We start from the raw sequence: 19,223 nt of genomic DNA on the forward strand, positions 1-19,223 counted from the left end.
ATGGGAGTAGAGGAATGAAGAAGAGTGCAAATATCTTTATGGGTTCGCTGATCGCTTTGACGCTTGCCGGTGCCTCGGCGGCGCGGGCGGATCAGGTGCTGCGGTTCGCCACCTGGGATTCGGGAGAAAGCCTGGCGATCGAGCAGAAGATCGCCAGCAAATTCGAAGAGACGCATCCGGGCGTAAAGGTGCAGGTCGAGCCCTATGCCGATGGCTTCGATCAGAAACTGGTGGCGGCCTTCGGCGCCGGCAACCCGCCCGACGTGATGTATATGTGGAACTTTCCGCAATACTACACATCGCTGATGCCTCTCGATGATCTGATTGCGCGCGATGCCGCTGAGATCAAGCCGGACGATTTCCCCAAGGGATTGATGAATACCACCCGCGTCGGCGGCAAGACCTACGGCATGCCGGCCGGCTTTACGACGCAGGTCGTGTTCTACAACAAGGACATGTTCAAGGTTGCCAATGTCGAAGCGCCGAAGGATGGCTGGACCTGGGACGACCTTCGTGCCAGGGCCGCGAAATTTCGCGACAAGGACAAGAAGATCTATGGCTTTGCCGTCGATGCCAAGCCAGACCCCTATGATTTCGAGCAGTTCCTGTGGTCGAATGGCACCAAATACATTTCCGACGACGGCAAGACGATTGACGGCTACATGAATAGCGATGCCTCGGCGCAGGTGCTTGATATGTTCGCCGACATGGCGAAGAAGGAAGAGGCGGTCACCCTGAATGTCGGCGACGACACCACCGGCCTCACGCTGTTCAAGGGCGGCAAGATTGCCATGTTCCAGAGCGCGATGTGGTCCAAGGCTGGCATCGATTCCGCCGGTTTCAACTATGGTGTGGCGCCTCTGCCGAAATTCGGCGACAGACCGGCCCATTCCGCGCTCGGCGTTTCGGCGATCTCGATCGCCAAGGATGCGGCCCATCCGGATCTCGCCTGGGAGTTCGTGAAGTTCTTTTCCTCAACGGAAGCTGTTGCGATGCGCACCAACGATCTTCCGGTACGCACCAGCGTTGCCGAAGCCAAGGGCATGACGAAGGATGTGGTCTACAAGCCGTTCTTCGACATTCTCGCGACCTCCGACAAGGAGACGCATGCGTTCCTCAAGAATGCGAACTGGGGCAAGATCCAGGACAATCTCGCCCGCGCGATCGAAGCGACAATGATCGACCAGGGCAATGCCAAGCAGCATCTCGATGATGCCGTCAAGCGTTCGCAGCGGTTCCTGAAGTAAGACGGAAGCGGGAGGTGAACGTGAGCTACAAAGACGCCGCAAAACGGGCAGCGCAGAAACGGCAATCGGCTCTCCGGAGCCATTGGCCAGCCTATCTCTTCATCTCCCCGTGGATCTTGGGGTTCCTGTTCTTCACGCTCGGCCCGCTCATCTTCTCGCTGACCATGAGCTTCTATGATTGGCCGGTGGTTGGCGCGCGTACATTCGTCGGCCTGAAGAACTATCGCACGATGCTTTTCGACGACCCCCAGTTCTGGGACAGCCTGTGGATCACTGTGAAGTTCGCCGCGATCTACGTGCCTTTCAACATCGTTATGTCGTTTCTGATCGCGCTTCTGCTGCATCACGCCACGGTATGGAGCGGTTTCTTTCGCACCGCTTTCTATCTGCCGAGCGTCATCTCCGGTGTCGCGCTGGTGACGATCTGGAGCTGGATCTATAGCCGGCAGTATGGCCTTTTGAACTTCATGCTGTCGTTGGTAGGCATCGATGGGCCGAACTGGCTCGGTGATCCGGGTCTTGCGATCATCGCCATTCTGATCGCCAGCCTCTGGGGTTTCGGCGGCACGATGCTGATCCTGCTGACGGGTCTGAAGGCGATCCCCAAGGAGCTCTATGAGGCTGCGACTGTGTCGGGCATTCCCGGCTGGGCGCAGATGCTGTTCATCACCTTGCCGATGCTCGGGCCTATGCTGCTGTTCACCTTCATCACCTCGATCATCGCCGCCTTCCAGCAGCTGACGATTGCGCTGTTGCTGACAAAAGGTGGCCCACTGGGCTCAACCTACTTCTTCGCCATGTACATCTACGACAACGCCTTCAAATATTTCGACATGGGTTACGCGGCTGCAGGCTCGTGGGTGATGTTCCTCATCGTGCTGGCGCTCAGCCTGCTGGTCATGCGCTGGTCGGCGGCATGGGTCTACTACGAGGGCGAGGTTCGCGAAAAGGGAGGAGACAACCATGCGTAAGACGCTGCTCTACTCCGCGCTGATCCTGCTATCGGCTCTCTTCATCGCACCGTTTTTTTGGACCTTCATGACGGCCATCAAGAGTGAGGCCGATCTCTACCAGTTTCCGCCGGTCTTCTGGCCCTCGGAATGGCATTGGGAAAACTTTGCCATTGCCTGGAATAAGCAGCCTTTCGGCACCTATTTTCAGAATTCGCTAACCGTCGTCGTGCTTTCGACCATCGGCCAGCTCATTTCCAGCTCACTCGTCGCCTATGGCTTCGCCCGCTTCAAGTTTCCGGGTCGGGATCCGCTGTTCATCCTGCTGCTGGCCACGATGATGATCCCGTGGGATGTGAAGATGATCCCGCTCTATATGGAGTTCAACCTGCTTGGTTGGATCAATACGTTAAAACCGCTGATCGTGCCGGCCTATTTCGCCGATGCCTTCTTCGTCTTCCTGCTGCGCCAGTACATCATGACCGTGCCGATCGAAATCGACGAAGCGGCCCGTATGGATGGGGCCAATTCCTTCGATATCTACTGGCGCATTCACCTGCCGTTGATGATGCCGGCGCTCGTTCTTGTCGGCACGTTCCATTTCATGAATGCCTGGAACGATTATCTCGGGCCGCTGATCTTCCTCAACGATCAATCGAAATACACGCTGACGCTCGGCCTCTCGATGTTCAAGGGCTTGCATGAGGTGGATGTGACCTCGATTGCCGCGATTACCGTGGTGCTCTGCCTACCGCCGCTGGCGCTCTTCTTCCTGGCGCAGCGTTACATCATGGATGGCGCCGTCGGGTCGTCGGTCAAGGGATAATCATGCTGTTCGATATCGCACATATCCCCTTCAGCCGCCGAGGGCGCTTTCTGACCCTGTCGATGATGCCGGTCCCCGGCGGCAGCGGCGAACAGGCGCTTTACCTGCGTTTTGTCGCCGGCGGCGACGAGCGGCCCTCTCTCGGGCGGCTGTGCCGCATGGATTTCCTGGACGCGTCGGGCAATGTGACAAAGCCGGCTCTCGAGCTGACTCCGCAGCGGCTGGTTGCCCGCGGTAATAGCAGCAAGGTCGAATTTGTCATTGGCCAAGGCGAGCAACTGCATATTCGCGGAGCTGGTGGCGGCGTGCGCTTCCATCTCGAAGGGTCTCGTTACGACTACGTCTATCGCACGCCCAGGGGCGAGCCCTGTCTCGTTGCGGCCGTCGAAAACGTGAAGTTCATCCCGCGCGCAGATCTCGGCGCGCTGGACGTCACCGGCTCCTGGCAGCGCGATCATTCGGAAAAGGTCAGTTTCACCTTTTCCGGAGAAACGGTGTTCGAAGGCAGTGTCGATTTCTTCCGGAGAGTGCCGCCGGAAGAACGACCCGGCACCTTCGATGAGGCTTCTTCAGGCGCCCAGGCGGATTTTGCGGCATGGCATCGGCACATGCCTGCTGGCATCGCGGGTCAGGAAGAGGCGCATCTGCTTGCAAGCTACCTGCTCTGGGCAAATACGGTTCCTGCCGGTGGTGCGCTTACCCGCCCGGCGATCTATATGTCGAAGAACCATATGATCAATGTCTGGAGCTGGGACAATGCCTTCTCGGCGCTCGGCGTCGTCGGCGTCGATCCTGCTCTCGCCTTCGACCAGTTTGCCGTCATCTTCGATCATCAGGACGCCTCGGGTCTACTGCCCGACTACGTCAATGACCGCGACGTGCTCTTTGCCTTTACCAAGCCGCCCGTGCATGGCTGGGCAGTCGCGTTGATCGAGGCGACGCAGCCGGGCTTCTTGACGGCGGAGCGCAAGGCCTATCTGAAAAACGCGATCGGACGTCAGGTCGATTACTGGTTGCGTCACGCGCGCTCCGATGACGATACGTTACCCTGCTACTTCCATGGCAATGATAGCGGCTGGGATAACTCCACCTTCTTTGCGGAAGGTGGTCCCGTGATAACGCCGGACTTGCCGGTTTTCCTGATCCTTGCCTGCGATGTGCTCGCAACGCTGCTGGAAGACGATCGACAGCGGCAGCAGGAATGGCGCGCCAAGGCAGATCGGCTGCAAGCGCTGCTGTTTCGGGATCTCTGGACGGGCGAAACTTTCCGCGCGCGGCTGACGGATGATCCGGGGAGGGAACTACCCGGCCACAACCTCATTCAGTTCATGCCGCTGCTTTTGGGTGAAAGACTGCCGCGCGATATGGCGCAGAAGCTCGTGGCTAGGCTCGTCGACGGCGGCTTCATCACTGAATGGGGGCCGGCGACCGAAAGCCCGACGAGTCCGCTCTACGAAGACGATGGCTATTGGCGCGGACCGATCTGGGCGCCGACCACTATGCTGCTTTGGGACGGGCTACAAAAACAAGGTGAGCGAGAACTATCGTGTGGTATCGCGGAAAAGTTCTGTTCAGTTGCAGCGAGAAGCGGTATGGCCGAGAACTTCGACGCCCGGTCGGGGATGGGATTGCGCGACCGGGCCTTCGCCTGGACGTCGGCGGTCTATATCCTGCTGGCGAACTCCCTGAGTAAGATGAAGTCGTAGCGAGCCGGACCGGATGCAGAGACCGACGATCAAGACCATCGCGCAGGAAACCGGCCTTTCGATTGCCACCGTGTCGAAGGCGCTGAAGAGTTCGCCGCAGGTGCGGCCGGAGACGCGGGCGATCGTCGTTGCCGCTGCCGAGCGCGTCGGCTATGAGCTGAACATGCATGGCGTGCAGCTGCGCACCGGCAAGACCTATCAGGTCGCCGCGATCATGACGGCACCCGGGCCGAAGCAGCAGGAATGGGAAGGCGTCGAATATGCCCAGCTCTTGAGCGGCATTTCCTGGGCGCTGGAGGACAGCCCCTATCGCGTCTCGCTTTATGCGGTGCGCAATTTCGAGGAGAGCCTGGCAACCATCCGGCAGATCGTCTCGCTGAAGAAGGCCGACGGCATCATCGTCTCGGGCACACGCGCCGACGATCCGCGCATCCGCATCATGCAGGCGGCGGATTTTCCCTTCGTCACCTATGGCACGACGATCGACAATGATGCGCATGCCTTCGTCGATGCCGACAACGAGCAGATGATCCGCCGGTCGGTGGCGCGGCTGGTCGAGCGTGGCCATCGCCGTATCGCGCTCATCAATCCGATGGCCGATCTGAGCTATGCCATCACCCGGCTTTTAGCCTATCGGCAGGCGCTCGATGTCGCCGGCCTTGCCTTCGATCCGGTGCTGGTGGCGCATGACCGGCTGACGCCGGCGTTCGGGCGCGAAAGCGTGCTTGTCATGTCGCGTCTGCCCGATCCGCCGACTGCCTATATCTGCGCCAACGAAGCCTCGGCGCTCGGCGCCTTCTCCGGCTTTCACGAGCGTGGTCTGGTGCATGGCCGCGATGCGGTGATCAACGCGACGGACGACCTGAATGTCAGCCAGTATTTCGCGCCGCCGATCACCACCTATTTCCTGCCGATCCACGAGCCGAGCGAGCTTCTGGGCAGCTACATCCTCAGGCGCATGGAAGGCGAGAAGCCGCAGGCACTGCAGGCCCTCATCATGCCCAAGCTCATCGAACGCTCCGACGATCGCATCACAACAAAGCGCTGATCAATGCGACGCCATGCTTTGGGCTGTCCGGGCGTATTCCGCATTTTCAATCGGCATCCGAAACCCGTCCATGTCGGGTTTTCGTCCCGCAGATGTTTGTGCACAGCTCCTCCAGTGCAGAAATAAAAACGTTTATATTTTGCATTGAAAACGTTTATATTCCTTGCTAGGTAAAATGGCGTGAAGCGAGGATCTGACTGATGGCGTCGAGGGGGCCGGATCTTCTTTAGGGTTTTGTCGCGGGTTGCCAAGGTGGCGGTTCCGACGATTGAGGAGGAAGAAATGAAGAAATTTGTCGCGACGCTTGCATTTGCCATATTGGCTGCAGGCGCCACCCAGGCCGCGGATCTCGGCGGCAAGCTGCTCAAGATCGGTTCGGACACGACCTCTCCGCCGATGGAAAGCATCGATCCGGCGAGTGGCCAGATCGTCGGTTTTGACGTCGATGTCGTCAACGCCATCTGCACCAAGATCCATTGCCAGGCCGAGTTCGTGACGACAGGCTGGGACGGCATCTTCGCAGCACTCGATCAGGGCAATTTCGACCTCGTGGCTTCCGGCGTGTCGATCACTGACGAGCGCAAGAAAGCGATGGACTTTTCCGATCCATACATTGTTAACAGCCAGGTCATCCTGACGCGCGCAGAAGATCAGGGTATCACGCTCGAGCAGTTCAAGGCACAGGGCCGCAAGCTCTCGGCACAGGCCAATACGACCGATGCGCAGGTTGCGGAAGGCCTCGTCGGCAAGGAAAACGTTGCTGCTTACGATACCTTCAGCGCGGCGATCATCGCGCTCAAGAACAAGGATGTCGACGGCGTCGTCATCAATGGCGCCAACGCCGCCGCCTATGAACGTGAGTTCGCCGGCCAGTTGGTTGCAGCCATCAAGGGTCTGCAGTCCGATCCGATCGGCCTCGTTTTCCGCAAGGGCGACGAGAACCTCGCAGCCTTCAATGAGGGCCTGCAGGAGATCAAGAAGGATGGGACGCTCGACAAGCTGATCGCCAAGTACTGGGGCCTCAAGTAAGTTCCTGTCGGGAGCGCGCTGCCGCGCTCCCGACCTCGTCTGCTCGATCTGGCGCTGGAGGCCGGAATGTTGTTCATAAAAAGCGTGCGGCCCAGCAATCTGATCATTCTCGCGGCGCTGCCTTTCATCGTCTATCTGTTTGCGTCCTCGCCGGACTATCTGCGGTCGCTGCAGGCCATCCTCGGCGTGGAGCCGGGATCCTCGGCTTTCGTGCCCGGCTTCCTGTTACTGTCGGCCGCTTTCGCATCCGCTATTGCTGTTCTTTTCCTGTCGCGGGCGAAAGTTGCACGGCCGCGCCTGACCATTGCCGTGACGCTTCTTGGCCTCATCGCAACCGCTGCGATCCTGGCGGGCGATATGGTCCATCCCTTCATCGCTTCGGTGGTCGCCAACAGCGTCGATCCCTTCAAGTCCGATCTCATCGTCAAGGGCGTGACGCCGCGTCAGTTGACGCCGGCTGCCGACGTGATCGTGCGGCAAATCGAAGCCTGGATCTGGCCAACTTATGCCTTGTTGCTCGTGGTTGGTCTCGCACTGCTCGCGATCGGCAATCGCGCAGCCGTCGCGGCCGAAAGTGTTGTGCGCCGGATAGGTGCATGGCTGCTCGGAGCGGTCAACGGCGCCGGCCTCGCCTTCATTTTTCTGTTCGCCTATATCGCCTTTGCGTCCGGTCTCGCGACCACGATCCGCGCCGCGATTGCAGCCTATCTTCTGGCTGCGGTCCTCGGCCTGATCTGGGTCGGCCTGCAGAAGCTGCGCTATACGCGTTCAAGCCTGATCTTTTTTGTGGCGATGACGTTTGGTCTTGCTGCACTTTCCACCTGGTTCCTGCTGCAGCCGCGTGACAACTACGTTCTGGCCGGCACTCTTGAAGGCAAGATCGGCATCGTCACCAACACGCCATCGGGTCTGATCAGCGCAGTGCGCTTCGGCCAGTACGAGGGTGCGCCGAGGGCGGAAACGCCGCTCAGGACCTTTGTCGCTCCTCCGCAGGCCATCGAGGCCGTCGGCAAGAAGCAGGATGTCAGTGGTGCATTGCTGCCGGAGGCATCCGTCCCGTCCGACTGGCCGGTTATCTGGCGTACCCAGGCACTGAACGATCGTGATCGCGCAGCGGGCATCACCTTCTCTGTCGTCGCCATCGTGATCGGCCTCCTGACCCTCGGTGGTTTCCTCCATCGCCGTCATCCTTTGTCGATCGGTTCTGAATTCATTGTCGATACGATCCGCGGCATTCCGATGCTGGTCATCGTTCTCTATGTCGGCCTTCCGTTGAGTGGCGCCTTGAAGGATGCGACGCAGGGCGTATTCGATCCTCCGAACCTGATGCGCGGCATCGTCGCCATGGCTCTTGCCTATTCGGCCTATCTCGCCGAAATTTTCCGTTCCGGCATCAATGCGATCCCTGTCGGCCAGATAGAGGCTGCGGCAAGCATCGGCCTCAATCGCTGGCAGACTGCGCGGCTGGTTATCATCCCGCAGGCATTCCGCATCATCATTCCGCCGCTTGGCAACGAACTCATCGCCATCTTGAAGGACACGTCGCTTCTGTCGATCCTGTCGATCCGCGATATCACCCAGCGCATGCGCGAGTTCCAATCGGCAAGTTTCCTGCCTTTCGCGCCCTATAACTCCGCAGCGGTTCTCTACATTCTGCTGACGCTTGCGGCTGCAAGCTTCGTGAGCCTCATCGAGAAGAAATATGACGTCAAGCACCGCTAACAGTTCGTCGCGGATACAGGGGCCGGGCACGGTTCTGGTAACCGGCGCTTCGCGCGGTCTCGGCCGAATGCTCGCGGAACTCTATGCCGGCGAAGGCTGGCGGGTACTGGCTTGCGCGCGTCAGGAGCTGCCGAAGGCGATGGCTTCCATGCTGTTCTATCCGCTTGACGTCAACGATGCGGCGTCGATCGAAACGCTCGGAAAAATGCTCAAGGGCACGACGATCGACATCGTGATCAACAATGCGGCGGTTCGCGGCGACACTGGCGGGCTCGCGTCGCTGCGGACGGATGACTTCATGGAGGTCATGCGGATCAACGCGCTGGCGCCGTTGCTGATTGCTCAAGCTCTTAGGGAAAATCTTTGCCTCGGGCGACGTAAGGTGCTGGTCAATATCAGCAGCCGGGCCGGATCGCTCGCGGAGGGGACGCTGGACGACGACGACGGCGATTATGCCTATCGTTGCTCGAAAGCCGCATTGAACATGGCGACGGTGAAACTCGCGCAGGATCTTCGGTGCGAGGATATCGCGGTCCTATCGCTGCATCCCGGCTGGATCCGCACCGACATGGGCGGTCCGGACGCGGTCGTCGACATCGAGCGGAGCGCGCGAGGACTGAAGGACCTGATCGACGCGACGACGATGGCCGATACCGGCAGTTTCCGCGCCTACGATGGCAAAACAATATCTTGGTAAGGGAAAGAGTTTGGCAATGACCGACGCGAACAGCCAGCATGACGGCGAGATCCGGGCGATCGATGCACTGCTCCGCGACAGCTATGGCGTCTCGGGCAAGATAACCGCTCTGCCGGGCGAACACGATCTCAATTATTGTGTCGAAGCGGAAGATGGAAGCCGCTTCCTGCTCAAGCTGCACGCGCCGGGCGATGCCGACGATCTCGCTATGCAGATTGCCGTGCTCGATCATCTGGCGCGCGTCGCGCCGCAGCTTCCGATCTCCCGCGCGCTGGCGGACAGGAATGGTGCCACCGCGATTGCAGCGGAGCTGCGCGGCAAACGTACCGCGCGCGTGTTGACGTGGCTGAATGGCAGCGTGTGGTCGAAATCTGCTGCGCGTGGCATGCAAAGCGTCGTTACGCTCGGTCGCCTGCTCGGCGAGATGGATCGCAGTCTCGAAGGCTTCAGCCATCCCGGCGCCAAGCGCACTTACGCCTGGGATATCGGCCGTGCGCATATGCATCTGGAAAACCTTGCCTTCATTACGGATACCGAAAAGCGCGAAACCGTGAGGGCTATCCTTGAGCGTTTCGTTGTCGAGATACTGCCGCGATTGCAGCAATGCCCGCGCCAGGTCATCCATAACGACGCCAACGACTACAACGTCCTGCTTGGCGAGACCGGTGCCGTGAGCGGCCTGCTCGACTTCGGCGATATGGTCGAAACCTGGCGGGTTGTCGAAATCGCGGTTGCCGGTGCCTATGCGCTGATCGGTACGGAAGATCCGGTCGAGACGATCGGTCGTCTCGCCGGCGCCTATCACGCCGTCAATCCGATCAGCGAGACTGAAGCCGAGTTGATCTTCGATCTGACCTGCACGCGCTATGCCGTCAGCATGTGCATGGCGGCCAAGCAGATCCGCGAAAATCCGGAAAACACCTATCTTCTCGTCAGTCAGGAAGACGTCTGGCGCGAGTTGCAGCGTCTCCAGCGCGAGAACCGCTCCTTGGCGATTGCTCGCATCCGCGATGCCTGCGGCTTCGATCCTATCCCGCATGGCCCCCGCATCGAGCGCTGGCTGGAGCGGAACGCGCATGACTTTGCCGCGATCTTCCGGTCTTCGGTCGCGAAGCCGGAGGTACTGGCGCTCGATTTCACCGCGGCGGGACCGGATGCGGATAGCTGGGCGTCGCTCGATGCCGCCGGCGCGGCCCGCTTGATCGAGGAGCGTGTCGAACAGGCTGGGGCCGACTTCGCCATCGGTCTCTACGGTGAAGATCGGAACATCTACAAGAGCGATGCCTATCGGACGCCGACCGCCGGCCAGCGCCGCAGCATTCATCTCGGTGTCGATCTCTTCGGGCAAGCGCAAGAGCCTGTGCATGCGCCTTTTGCCGGGACGGTCGCTTCCATTCACGACGATGCCGTCGCGTTCGGCTTTGGCCCTACGGTGCTGCTCGAACATCGCACGGATGACGGAGATGTCTTCTGGAGCCTCTACGGCCATCTTTCGCGGGAAAGTGTGGCCAAGCTCTCGGTGGGGCAGGCAATCGCGAAGGGCGAGGCTTTCTCCACACTCGGCGATGCCTCGGAAAACGGCAACTGGTCTCCGCATCTGCATTTCCAGATCGTCACGGATCATCTCGGTCTCGGTGCGCAGATGCACGGTGTCGGCGTGCGCGATCAATGGCAGGTGTGGCGGGCTATCAGTGCCGATCCGAGCGCCGTCTTCGGTTTCTCCAAGCCTGCCTCGGTCGTCGTCGCGCGGGACAAGGATTTTCTGGTGCGCGAGCGTCATCGCCGCATCGGCCGTTCGCTCAGCATCGCCTATTCTGCGACGCCGCTGAAAATCGTCGGCGGTGAGGGAGCCTATCTGATCGATGAGGAAGGCACGCGCTGGCTCGATATGGTCAACAACGTCTGCCACGTTGGTCATTGCCATCCCCGCGTGGTGAAGGCGGCGCAGGCGCAGATCGGCAAGCTCAATACCAACTCGCGCTATCTGCATGACTCGCTGGTGGAATATTCCCGCCGTCTGGCGAGCCTGTTTCCCGATCCCCTTAATGTCTGCTTCTTCGTCAATTCCGGCAGCGAAGCGAATGATCTCGCGATCCGGCTTGCGCGTGCCTACACCCGCAACCACGATATCATCACGGTCGATCATGCTTATCATGGGCATCTCTCAAGCCTGATCGACGTTAGTCCGTACAAGTTCGCCGGCAAGGGCGGAGAAGGGCGTCCGCGGCATGTCCGGGTGGCGGAGATGCCGGATCTTTATCGCGGCCGATTCCGCTACGGCGATGCGGATGCCGGTAGCAAATATGCGCAGGACGTGCGCAACCAGGTTGCCGCTCTTGCCGTCGAAGGTCGTCGTCCCGCGTTGTTCTTCAGCGAGGGCATTCTAGGCACTGGCGGTCAGCTGACACTCCCGGCCAATTACTTGAAGGAAGCCTACGCCCATGTACGGGCAGCGGGCGGTCTTTGCCTTGCAGATGAAGTCCAGGTCGGGTTCGGCCGTGTCGGCAGCCACATGTGGGCGCATGAGTTGCAGGGCGTAGTGCCCGACATCGTCACCATGGGCAAGCCGATCGGCAACGGACATCCGATGGCGGCTGTCGTGACGACGGAAGCCATTGCCGCCTCTTTCGCCAACGGCATGGAGTATTTCAATACCTTTGGCGGCAACCCCGTTTCCGCCGAGATCGGCCTGGCGGTTCTCGATGTCATTCGCGACGAGCGGTTGATGCACCATTGCCGTGTCGTCGGCGACCGATTGATGGACGGCGTGCGTTCGCTTGCCGCGCGCCACGCGATCATCGGCGATGTGCGTGGGCACGGGCTCTTCAACGGTGTCGAACTGGTGCGCAATCGCGAGACGCTGGCGCCAGCGGCGACCGAACTCGACTTCGTGATCGCCGAGATGAAGCGCAAGCACCACATCCTGCTTAGCAGCGAAGGCCCGCACCATAACGTGCTGAAGGTGAAGCCGCCGGCGCCGTTCAGCACGGAGGATTGCGATCGGTTCCTGGAGGCGCTGGACGAGATTCTGTCCAGCCTGCCGGGCCGGTAAGCTTCCACCCCACAATAGAGATCAAGCCGTGAACGCTTTCGCGGCGATATAAACGTTTAAATTTCGACTGCGACAAGGGTGATGCCCGACGTTCGGCGACTTGAATGATGAAGGACAAGACAGTGCACAAGCCGCTCGCCAGACAGAACAATTTCGATGCAAGCCGGCAGGATGCCGGTATGCTGGAGCTTGGTGTCTGCTACTATCCGGAGCAATGGCCACGGGCGAAATGGGAAGAGGACGCCGCTCGCATGGTGGAACTCGGGCTCGCCTGGGTGCGCATCGGCGAGTTTGCCTGGTCGCGTATCGAGCCGCAATCCGGCGTCTTCCATTGGGAGTGGTTCGACGAGGCCGTCGAAGTGCTCGGTAAGGCGGGATTGAAGGTAATCATCGGTACCCCGACCGCCGCACCGCCGAAGTGGCTGGTGGATCGCTATCCCGACATTCTTCCCGTCGATGCACGCGGCGTTGTTCGCAAATTCGGTGCGCGCCGGCACTACTGTTTCTCCAGCCGCCGCTATCGTCTCGAAGCGGCCCGCATCACCGAAGCCGTCGCACAGCGCTATGGCGATCATCCCTTCGTTCATGCCTGGCAGACAGATAACGAGTATGGCGATCACGATACGATCCATAGCTATTCGAGAGGGGCGCTCCACGCCTTCCGCGAATGGCTTGCCGCTCGACATGGCACCATCGAGGAACTGAACCGGGCTTGGGGCACCACCTTCTGGAGCATGCATTACAATAGCTTCGAGGAGGTCGATCTGCCCAACAATCTGGTCGAAGAGCCGACGCCGACGCATCTTGTCGATTACTTCCGCTTCGCCTCCGATGAGGTACAGAGCTTCAACAAGGTGCAGGTCGACATCATTCGCCGCCATTCTCCAGGCCGGCCGGTGACGCATAACTTCATGTCGCAGAACACCGACTTCGATCACTATAAGGTCGGCGAAGATATCGATATCGCTTCGTGGGACGTCTATCCCATGGGTGGGCTCATCAATGGCCGACTGAGTGCCGAGGAAAAGCAGCGCTATCTGCGCGTCGGCGACCCCGATCAGCCCGCTTTCAACCACGATCTTTATCGTGCAGTCGGCCGCGGCCGCGTTTGGGTCATGGAACAGCAGCCCGGACCGGTGAACTGGGCGTCGCACAATCAGTCGCCGGCCGATGGCATGGTGCGGCTGTGGACCTGGCTTGCCTATGCCCACGGCGTCGACATGGTGTCCTATTTCCGCTGGCGCCAGGCGCCCTTTGCGCAGGAGCAATTCCATGCCGGCCTTCTGCTGCCCAACAGCGAAGAGGATCAGGGCTATAAGGAAGTGGCCGAGGTCATCAAGGAGATGAAGCTGCTGCCGAAGGGCGAAAAGCGCGGTAAGGCTTCCGTCGCCTTGCTGCTCGATTACGACTCGCGTTTTGCGACCCGCGCATTGCCGCAGGGGCGCGACTATGCTGCCTCCGCCATTGCGCTCGACTGGTATTCGGCCGTCTCGCGCCTCGGTGTCGATATCGATTTCATCGGGCAGCATTCCGATCTCGACGGATATAAGCTCGTACTGGCGCCGGATCTCGTCATTCCTGATGCGGATTTCACTACGCGGCTCAACGCATCAAAAGCGAAGGTCTTGTTCGGCCCCCGCAGCGGCAGCAAGACGCGCGACATGCATATTCCGGGCGATTTGCCGCCGGGCGTGCTTGGCGATCTTCTTGACTTCCGGGTTACGCGCGTCGAATCTTTGCCGGCGTTTCAGTCCGAGACCGTCCTTTACGGCAATACCAGCCACCAGACGACCGGATGGCGGGAAACGATCCGGACGACGGAAACAGTGCTGGCAACGTTCCAGGGGGATTATAGGCCCGATGCACCCGCGCTGATCGGCAATGAAAAGGCACGCTATTGCGCAACGCTTCCCCGCGAAGAGTTCCTGCTGAAGTTGATGGGAGACACGCTCGCATGGGCTGATGTCGGCAGTCTGCCCGATCTCGGCGACCTGCGTCTTGCCCGACGTGGCAAGCTGCATTTCGCCTTCAATTACGGCAACAAGGCAGTGACTGCGCCCGCCGCGGGAGACGCGACTTTTCTGGTCGGCAGCAGACTTGTTGCACCCGTCGATGTTGCGATCTGGATCCAGACGACCGGCGATGCTGCTGTCGGATAACCAACCGCATCGGTGATCTCGGGCGCTGCCGTTTTATCGGCAGTTTTGCCCGGGAGCGAGTTTTGCGGGGAAAACCGCAAGGACTTGGGAGGCGAGCAAGGCAGCCGGTGTCGGCCTGCCGCGCTCGCGCGCCTCGATTGGCGTTCAAAGATCGCCCAAATTGAAATGGTACTTCGTACGGTCTGTGCTCGGAGACGAAAGCACGCCATGTCGTCTTGCAAGGCACTGATGTCGCTTTCCTGCGCGCGCCTTGCTCCGAGGCATGATCTTCTGCTCATGTCCAAGGTGCCATCGAAATGTGTCTTGATGGCAGGGTGCGGGAAAGGTCGTCAATCGGCCGCTCTCGCGTGAGAATGCATCGGGCTATGTCCTGAAGGACATGTCTGACAGGCATGAACCGACCCTGGACAGCAGGCCTGACTGATCGCGGCGGGTGATCTGAAGGCGGATGGAAGGCTCTTTGGATCGCCCCATTCACCTCTTGTTTCTCGTTCGGTCAGCCATATCTGTGCCGGTTGGGGATGCCGCTGACATGGCGACATCCGTGACCGTTTTGCTGCTGTTCAGCCCGTTGAGGAGCGGGCCGATCTGAAGCGTGCGAGCGCTCATAACGAAGATCAGCGTTAAACCAAGGAGGAGATGGCATGACTGGGAACAGAGGCGTTGTCTATTTGCGGCCCGGCAAAGTCGAGGTCCGCAATATTGACGACCCGAAACTGGAAGCACCGGACGGTCGGCGCATCGAGCATGGCGTGATCCTGAAGGTGATCTCCACAAACATCTGCGGATCCGATCAGCATATGGTGCGCGGGCGCACGACTGCGATGCCCGGTCTGGTGCTTGGTCACGAGATCACAGGGCAGGTCATCGAAAAAGGCCTTGATGTCGAAATGCTCGACGTCGGCGATATTGTTTCGGTTCCGTTCAACGTGGCTTGCGGCCGCTGCCGCTGCTGCAAATCGCAAGACACTGGTGTCTGCCTGACGGTGAACCCGTCGCGTGCCGGCGGCGCTTACGGCTATGTCGACATGGGCGGCTGGATCGGCGGTCAGGCACGCTATGTCATGGTGCCCTATGCGGACTTCAACCTGCTCAAATTCCCGGATCGCGACAAGGCCATGGCGAAGATCCGCGATCTCACCATGCTGTCCGACATCCTGCCCACCGGCTTCCACGGCGCGGTTCGTGCCGGCGTCGGCGTGGGATCGACGGTCTATGTTGCAGGTGCCGGCCCGGTCGGTCTTGCCGCAGCTGCTTCCGCTCGAATCCTGGGTGCTGCCGTCGTCATGATCGGCGACTTCAACAAGGATCGTCTTGCGCACGCCGCCAAGGTGGGCTTCGAGCCGATTGACCTGTCCAAGAGCGACCGCCTCGGAGAGATGATTGCCGAAGTTGTCGGCACCAATGAAGTGGATAGTGCAATCGATGCTGTCGGCTTCGAGGCAAGGGGGCATTCAGGTGGTGAACAGCCGGCTATCGTCCTCAATCAAATGATGGAGATCACGCGTGCAGCGGGATCGATCGGTATTCCCGGTCTCTACGTTACCGAAGACCCGGGCGCAGTCGACAGCGCGGCCAAGCATGGCAGCCTGTCATTGCGGTTTGGTCTCGGCTGGGCGAAGGCGCAATCCTTCCACACTGGCCAGACACCGGTGATCAAGTACAACAGGCAGCTCATGCAAGCGATCCTCCACGACAGGTTGCCGATTGCCGATATCGTCAACGCGAAGATCATATCACTCGAGGATGCAGCACAAGGCTATGAGAGCTTCGACCAGGGCGCAGCGACCAAGTTCGTGCTGGATCCGCATGGCGAGCTGGTGAAGGCCGCATAGGCGCACGGCAATCGCGACCACTGCGCCATAGGCATAATATCGGGCGCCGGGAGATATTCTCTCGGCGCCCGATATCGTTTTCAGGAACTGTCACGAGTTCTCCGGATATAGACGCCGGTCATACCCAAAACAGAGCTTGTTCTGTCTTCTCGATCGCTACAGACGTCGCATCGAGTTGACCCAGATGAGGTAGAGATGTTGCGCTGCGGTATCAGCTTGTCGCCACGCCAATCATCATCAGGAGCGGCTAGGAATCTCGGCGGGGAGGCGGTCTAAACTCGCATACTATCGAGGCGGGTGACAGGAGATTGCAGCGGCGCCGAAGCATGTCCGTGAGCAGCGATGACGGATGATGTTGCCATTATATACTTATCTTATACATTTATGCGGCTATCCATGTGGAGCAACCCCGTTATCGCTCACCCGAACAAACGGCCACTTGGACAAAACGCAAACCTGAAGAGAAACAGACAATGGCAAACTTTCTGGAGAAATGGTCTTCGAAGAAGGCTGACAAGCCTAAGGCTGGAGCACGGAATGTCGTCGACACTTTTCGTGCAAGAGTAGAGGAGCAGAAAGCATATCTGGAAGAGTACGCGCGAGATGCCGCTGGTTTCAAGAAGTGGCGCTCCACGTGGTTCCAGCGTGTGCCTGGTGGCTTTGGCGTCACCGTTGGACGTGACTCGATCAATGCCGGTCAAGGGTTGAGCTATATCGTCGTCGAAACCGTCAAGGATGTGGCGGAGTTTCTCGAGGATCTGGCGTATCATGCGGAAAAAGACGTAGGCTTCCAGCAGGCGCTCGAGCAAAATCGCCGCCGCCGTGTTGCATTGTTGAATGCGGCTAAGTCCGGTGGTGATGCGGTTGCCTCCAAGGCGAAGGCAAAGCCGGCCGCACCAAAGGCCGCTGCGGCAAAGACGACGGCAGCAAAACCAGCCGCAGCGAAGTCGACCGCGACAAAGCCGGTGGCAAGCAAGGCCCCACCTAAGGCCGCAAAGGCAAAAGTTGCTCCGGCGGCGGCAAGTGCCGAGGCAGCAAAACCGAAACGTGGCCGCAAGACAAAGGCTGATGCCGCTGCAGAATAATAATAAAGCCCGCCTCGTGCGGGCTTTATATTTTTGATGATGCGTTCCGCTCCGCAGCTACTTCCCTCACTCAAGTGGTACGTGGTTATCGTTTGATCGAGGTGTCATTTTCACTATCGGAAAAGCAACGAAGACGTGGTGAAACCTCCTAAATTTCGAGGAGGATAAGATCCTACGATGACGCTCACATGATATCAGGTTAGCAAAGCATCGATGTATGCAATGGCACCCAGACATACATTTGTTCAACAGTACGTAGGCATATTGATGGTTCAGGTATCAATAAAAGTTTCGATGATACACTCCGTCTATCAGTATTGAATCTCAAGGTACTTTCAGAGAAAGCGCGATAATAGCCGATGTTATCGCCATTAAATTCCCCATGTCGATATTGAATACAAAGCATTGAAGATATAAATCGCGCCGATCAACTGCACAGAAATCGCAGTGGATTCCGGACAGGCGGCGTCACCGAGATTTTCTCCAGGTGGATAGCTGCCGCCTGATATTCCACGGGCATTCTGGGCCTCGGAATATGGTTTCACGATCTTCTATTCTCTATGTTGCGTTTGCGGAGTGCGGAGGAAAACTGCTGCTGCTAAATCGATTGCCAATGCAAGCAGCATCGCAACCGCCCCGATAAGAAACAGCAACTGATAGTTTCCGTCGGTTCGGCCGAAAATGAAGGAAAGTCCGTAGGCCGCCGCGGCCTGAAACAATGCAAAGAACACGGTCGCCGTGCTCCATGCGGCTTTCTGCGGTGCTGGGTGGTGCGGCAGGAGTTCCGCGATGCGCCCCAGCATCAAAGGCGCGGTTCCCGTGACGAAGGCGCCAACCACGAGGCTCGAAGCGATAAGCCATGCCTGGCCAAGACCGAAGGCAGGAGCGGCAACGGCAACTGCTTCCACCAGAAAGGCAAACCGCATCGCGGCGCCGAAGCCGGTGCGATCTGCGAGATGACCGGCGAGGATTGGGCCAAGCGTTGCGCCGATCCCGAACAGAACCCAATATTCCGCACCTACCTGCAGACCCTTGCCCATGCCGCGGGCGACGAAGTCGACAAGAAAGATCATGTGGGGAACCCAGCCGGCGGCGTTTAGTGCATATTCGACGTAGAGCGCGCGTAGCGTACCGCGTGCCGGCACATGAGCCTTATGCCGGGTTTGCGACGGCGATGCTGCGCTGTCTCGGGGCCATCCGACCCAGGCAATCACAGTCAGCAGCAGCGAGAGAGCACCGAGGCCGAGCCATGTTTCGCGCAGCCCCTCTTGCAGCAGCAGTGGAACCAGCGTGCCCGACAGTGCGACGCCTGCACCGATGCCCATGAAGATCACACCTCCTGCAAGCCCCCTGCGGGCTGGTGCGATGAGCGGCAGTACCGTCGGTGCCGCCAGCACCATCAACGCGCCGCCGGAAAAGCCGGCGACAAAACGCCACGCAAAAAACCATGTAAATCCGATGGAGAAGGCGCAGGCGAAAAAGGCTGCCGTCGCCGCAAGCATCATGGCTCGAAGCATGGCGATGGTGGAAATGTGTGCTGTGATGGGGCGTCCAAGCAGTGCGCCCGCCAGATAGCCGGAAAGATTTGCGGCACCGAGATAGGCGGCAGCGGATGGATCGAACCAGTGCGCGTCAACAATGGCCGGGAGGAGCGGCGTATAGGCAAATCGCGCCAGTCCGATGCCGATCAGGTTGGCACAGAATGCCGATAGGACGGCGCGCCAGACCATCCGTGCTGTCGCATGGTTTCCATTGAGGTCATGTGCGGTGGTGTCGGTCATGGGAACTCTCTCAGCTATCACTGCTTGAGATCGTAGGCCGCGAGATATATCATGAAAATTGATTTGTTGTGAGAATGGCTATCTGT

13 protein-coding genes are annotated in these 19,223 nt (G+C 59.4%); 12 read left to right on the forward strand and 1 reads right to left on the reverse strand.

Going from position 1 to position 19,223, the window contains the following annotated elements:
- Positions 1-14: 14 nt before the first annotated feature.
- From ACIQJ2_RS05845 to ACIQJ2_RS05900, 12 genes are all read left to right on the forward strand, one after another.
- Positions 15-1,247 (forward strand): ABC transporter substrate-binding protein, encoded by a 1,233-nt coding sequence (locus ACIQJ2_RS05845; protein ID WP_400675418.1) that lies wholly within the window; start codon positions 15-17, stop codon positions 1,245-1,247.
- A 20-nt stretch (positions 1,248-1,267) separates the two neighbouring features.
- Complete coding sequence (locus ACIQJ2_RS05850; protein ID WP_400675416.1) at positions 1,268-2,218, forward strand: carbohydrate ABC transporter permease; 951 nt, start codon at positions 1,268-1,270, stop codon at positions 2,216-2,218.
- A complete protein-coding gene (locus tag ACIQJ2_RS05855; protein WP_199150814.1) occupies positions 2,211-3,023 on the forward strand; it encodes a carbohydrate ABC transporter permease in 813 nt (270 codons plus the stop codon). Before ACIQJ2_RS05850 ends, ACIQJ2_RS05855 begins: the two co-directional genes overlap by 8 nt.
- Before the next feature lie 2 nt (positions 3,024-3,025).
- The gene (locus ACIQJ2_RS05860; protein ID WP_400675414.1) at positions 3,026-4,729 is read left to right on the forward strand and encodes an amylo-alpha-1,6-glucosidase; all 1,704 of its coding nucleotides are present in this window, start codon (positions 3,026-3,028) and stop codon (positions 4,727-4,729) included.
- A gap of 13 nt (positions 4,730-4,742) precedes the next feature.
- A complete protein-coding gene (locus tag ACIQJ2_RS05865) occupies positions 4,743-5,777 on the forward strand; it encodes a LacI family DNA-binding transcriptional regulator (protein ID WP_400746467.1) in 1,035 nt (344 codons plus the stop codon).
- Between the two features lie 282 nt (positions 5,778-6,059).
- Positions 6,060-6,806, forward strand: coding sequence for a transporter substrate-binding domain-containing protein (locus ACIQJ2_RS05870; protein ID WP_400667769.1), 747 nt, complete (start codon positions 6,060-6,062; stop codon positions 6,804-6,806).
- 66 nt (positions 6,807-6,872) lie between these two features.
- Positions 6,873-8,528: an amino acid ABC transporter permease gene (locus tag ACIQJ2_RS05875; RefSeq protein WP_400667771.1), complete on the forward strand. Its 1,656-nt coding sequence runs from the start codon at positions 6,873-6,875 to the stop codon at positions 8,526-8,528.
- Positions 8,509-9,225: an SDR family oxidoreductase gene (locus ACIQJ2_RS05880; RefSeq protein ID WP_400667773.1), complete on the forward strand. Its 717-nt coding sequence runs from the start codon at positions 8,509-8,511 to the stop codon at positions 9,223-9,225. Before ACIQJ2_RS05875 ends, ACIQJ2_RS05880 begins: the two co-directional genes overlap by 20 nt.
- A gap of 16 nt (positions 9,226-9,241) precedes the next feature.
- The gene (locus ACIQJ2_RS05885; protein ID WP_400667775.1) at positions 9,242-12,277 is read left to right on the forward strand and encodes an aminotransferase class III-fold pyridoxal phosphate-dependent enzyme; all 3,036 of its coding nucleotides are present in this window, start codon (positions 9,242-9,244) and stop codon (positions 12,275-12,277) included.
- Between the two features lie 122 nt (positions 12,278-12,399).
- Complete coding sequence (locus ACIQJ2_RS05890; protein ID WP_400668678.1) at positions 12,400-14,436, forward strand: beta-galactosidase; 2,037 nt, start codon at positions 12,400-12,402, stop codon at positions 14,434-14,436.
- Between the two features lie 644 nt (positions 14,437-15,080).
- On the forward strand, positions 15,081-16,271 hold the full coding sequence (fdhA, locus tag ACIQJ2_RS05895; protein WP_199148249.1) for a formaldehyde dehydrogenase, glutathione-independent: 1,191 nt from the start codon (positions 15,081-15,083) through the stop codon (positions 16,269-16,271).
- Positions 16,272-16,744: 473 nt separating this feature from the next.
- Complete coding sequence (locus tag ACIQJ2_RS05900) at positions 16,745-17,356, forward strand: hypothetical protein (protein ID WP_400667777.1); 612 nt, start codon at positions 16,745-16,747, stop codon at positions 17,354-17,356.
- Between the two features lie 551 nt (positions 17,357-17,907).
- Here ACIQJ2_RS05900 and ACIQJ2_RS05905 read toward each other — a convergent pair.
- Entirely contained in the window at positions 17,908-19,137 is a 1,230-nt protein-coding gene (locus tag ACIQJ2_RS05905) for a YbfB/YjiJ family MFS transporter (RefSeq protein ID WP_400667779.1), read from the reverse strand.
- Positions 19,138-19,223: the final 86 nt, after the last annotated feature.

It is taken from the genome of Rhizobium sp. NPDC092011 (genome assembly GCF_044756305.1).
In the GTDB taxonomy this organism is placed as follows: Bacteria; Pseudomonadota; Alphaproteobacteria; order Rhizobiales; family Rhizobiaceae; genus Rhizobium.

Coding starts and splice junctions, on each gene's coding strand:
- ACIQJ2_RS05845 (WP_400675418.1), top strand. CDS start 15: ATGAAGAAGAGTGCAAATATCTTTATGGGTTCGCTGATCGCTTTGACG.
- ACIQJ2_RS05855 (WP_199150814.1), top strand. CDS start 2,211: ATGCGTAAGACGCTGCTCTACTCCGCGCTGATCCTGCTATCGGCTCTC.
- ACIQJ2_RS05860 (WP_400675414.1), top strand. CDS start 3,026: ATGCTGTTCGATATCGCACATATCCCCTTCAGCCGCCGAGGGCGCTTT.
- ACIQJ2_RS05865 (WP_400746467.1), top strand. CDS start 4,743: ATGCAGAGACCGACGATCAAGACCATCGCGCAGGAAACCGGCCTTTCG.
- ACIQJ2_RS05870 (WP_400667769.1), top strand. CDS start 6,060: ATGAAGAAATTTGTCGCGACGCTTGCATTTGCCATATTGGCTGCAGGC.
- ACIQJ2_RS05875 (WP_400667771.1), top strand. CDS start 6,873: ATGTTGTTCATAAAAAGCGTGCGGCCCAGCAATCTGATCATTCTCGCG.
- ACIQJ2_RS05880 (WP_400667773.1), top strand. CDS start 8,509: ATGACGTCAAGCACCGCTAACAGTTCGTCGCGGATACAGGGGCCGGGC.
- ACIQJ2_RS05885 (WP_400667775.1), top strand. CDS start 9,242: ATGACCGACGCGAACAGCCAGCATGACGGCGAGATCCGGGCGATCGAT.
- fdhA (WP_199148249.1), top strand. CDS start 15,081: ATGACTGGGAACAGAGGCGTTGTCTATTTGCGGCCCGGCAAAGTCGAG.
- ACIQJ2_RS05900 (WP_400667777.1), top strand. CDS start 16,745: ATGGCAAACTTTCTGGAGAAATGGTCTTCGAAGAAGGCTGACAAGCCT.
- ACIQJ2_RS05905 (WP_400667779.1), bottom strand. CDS start 19,137: ATGACCGACACCACCGCACATGACCTCAATGGAAACCATGCGACAGCA.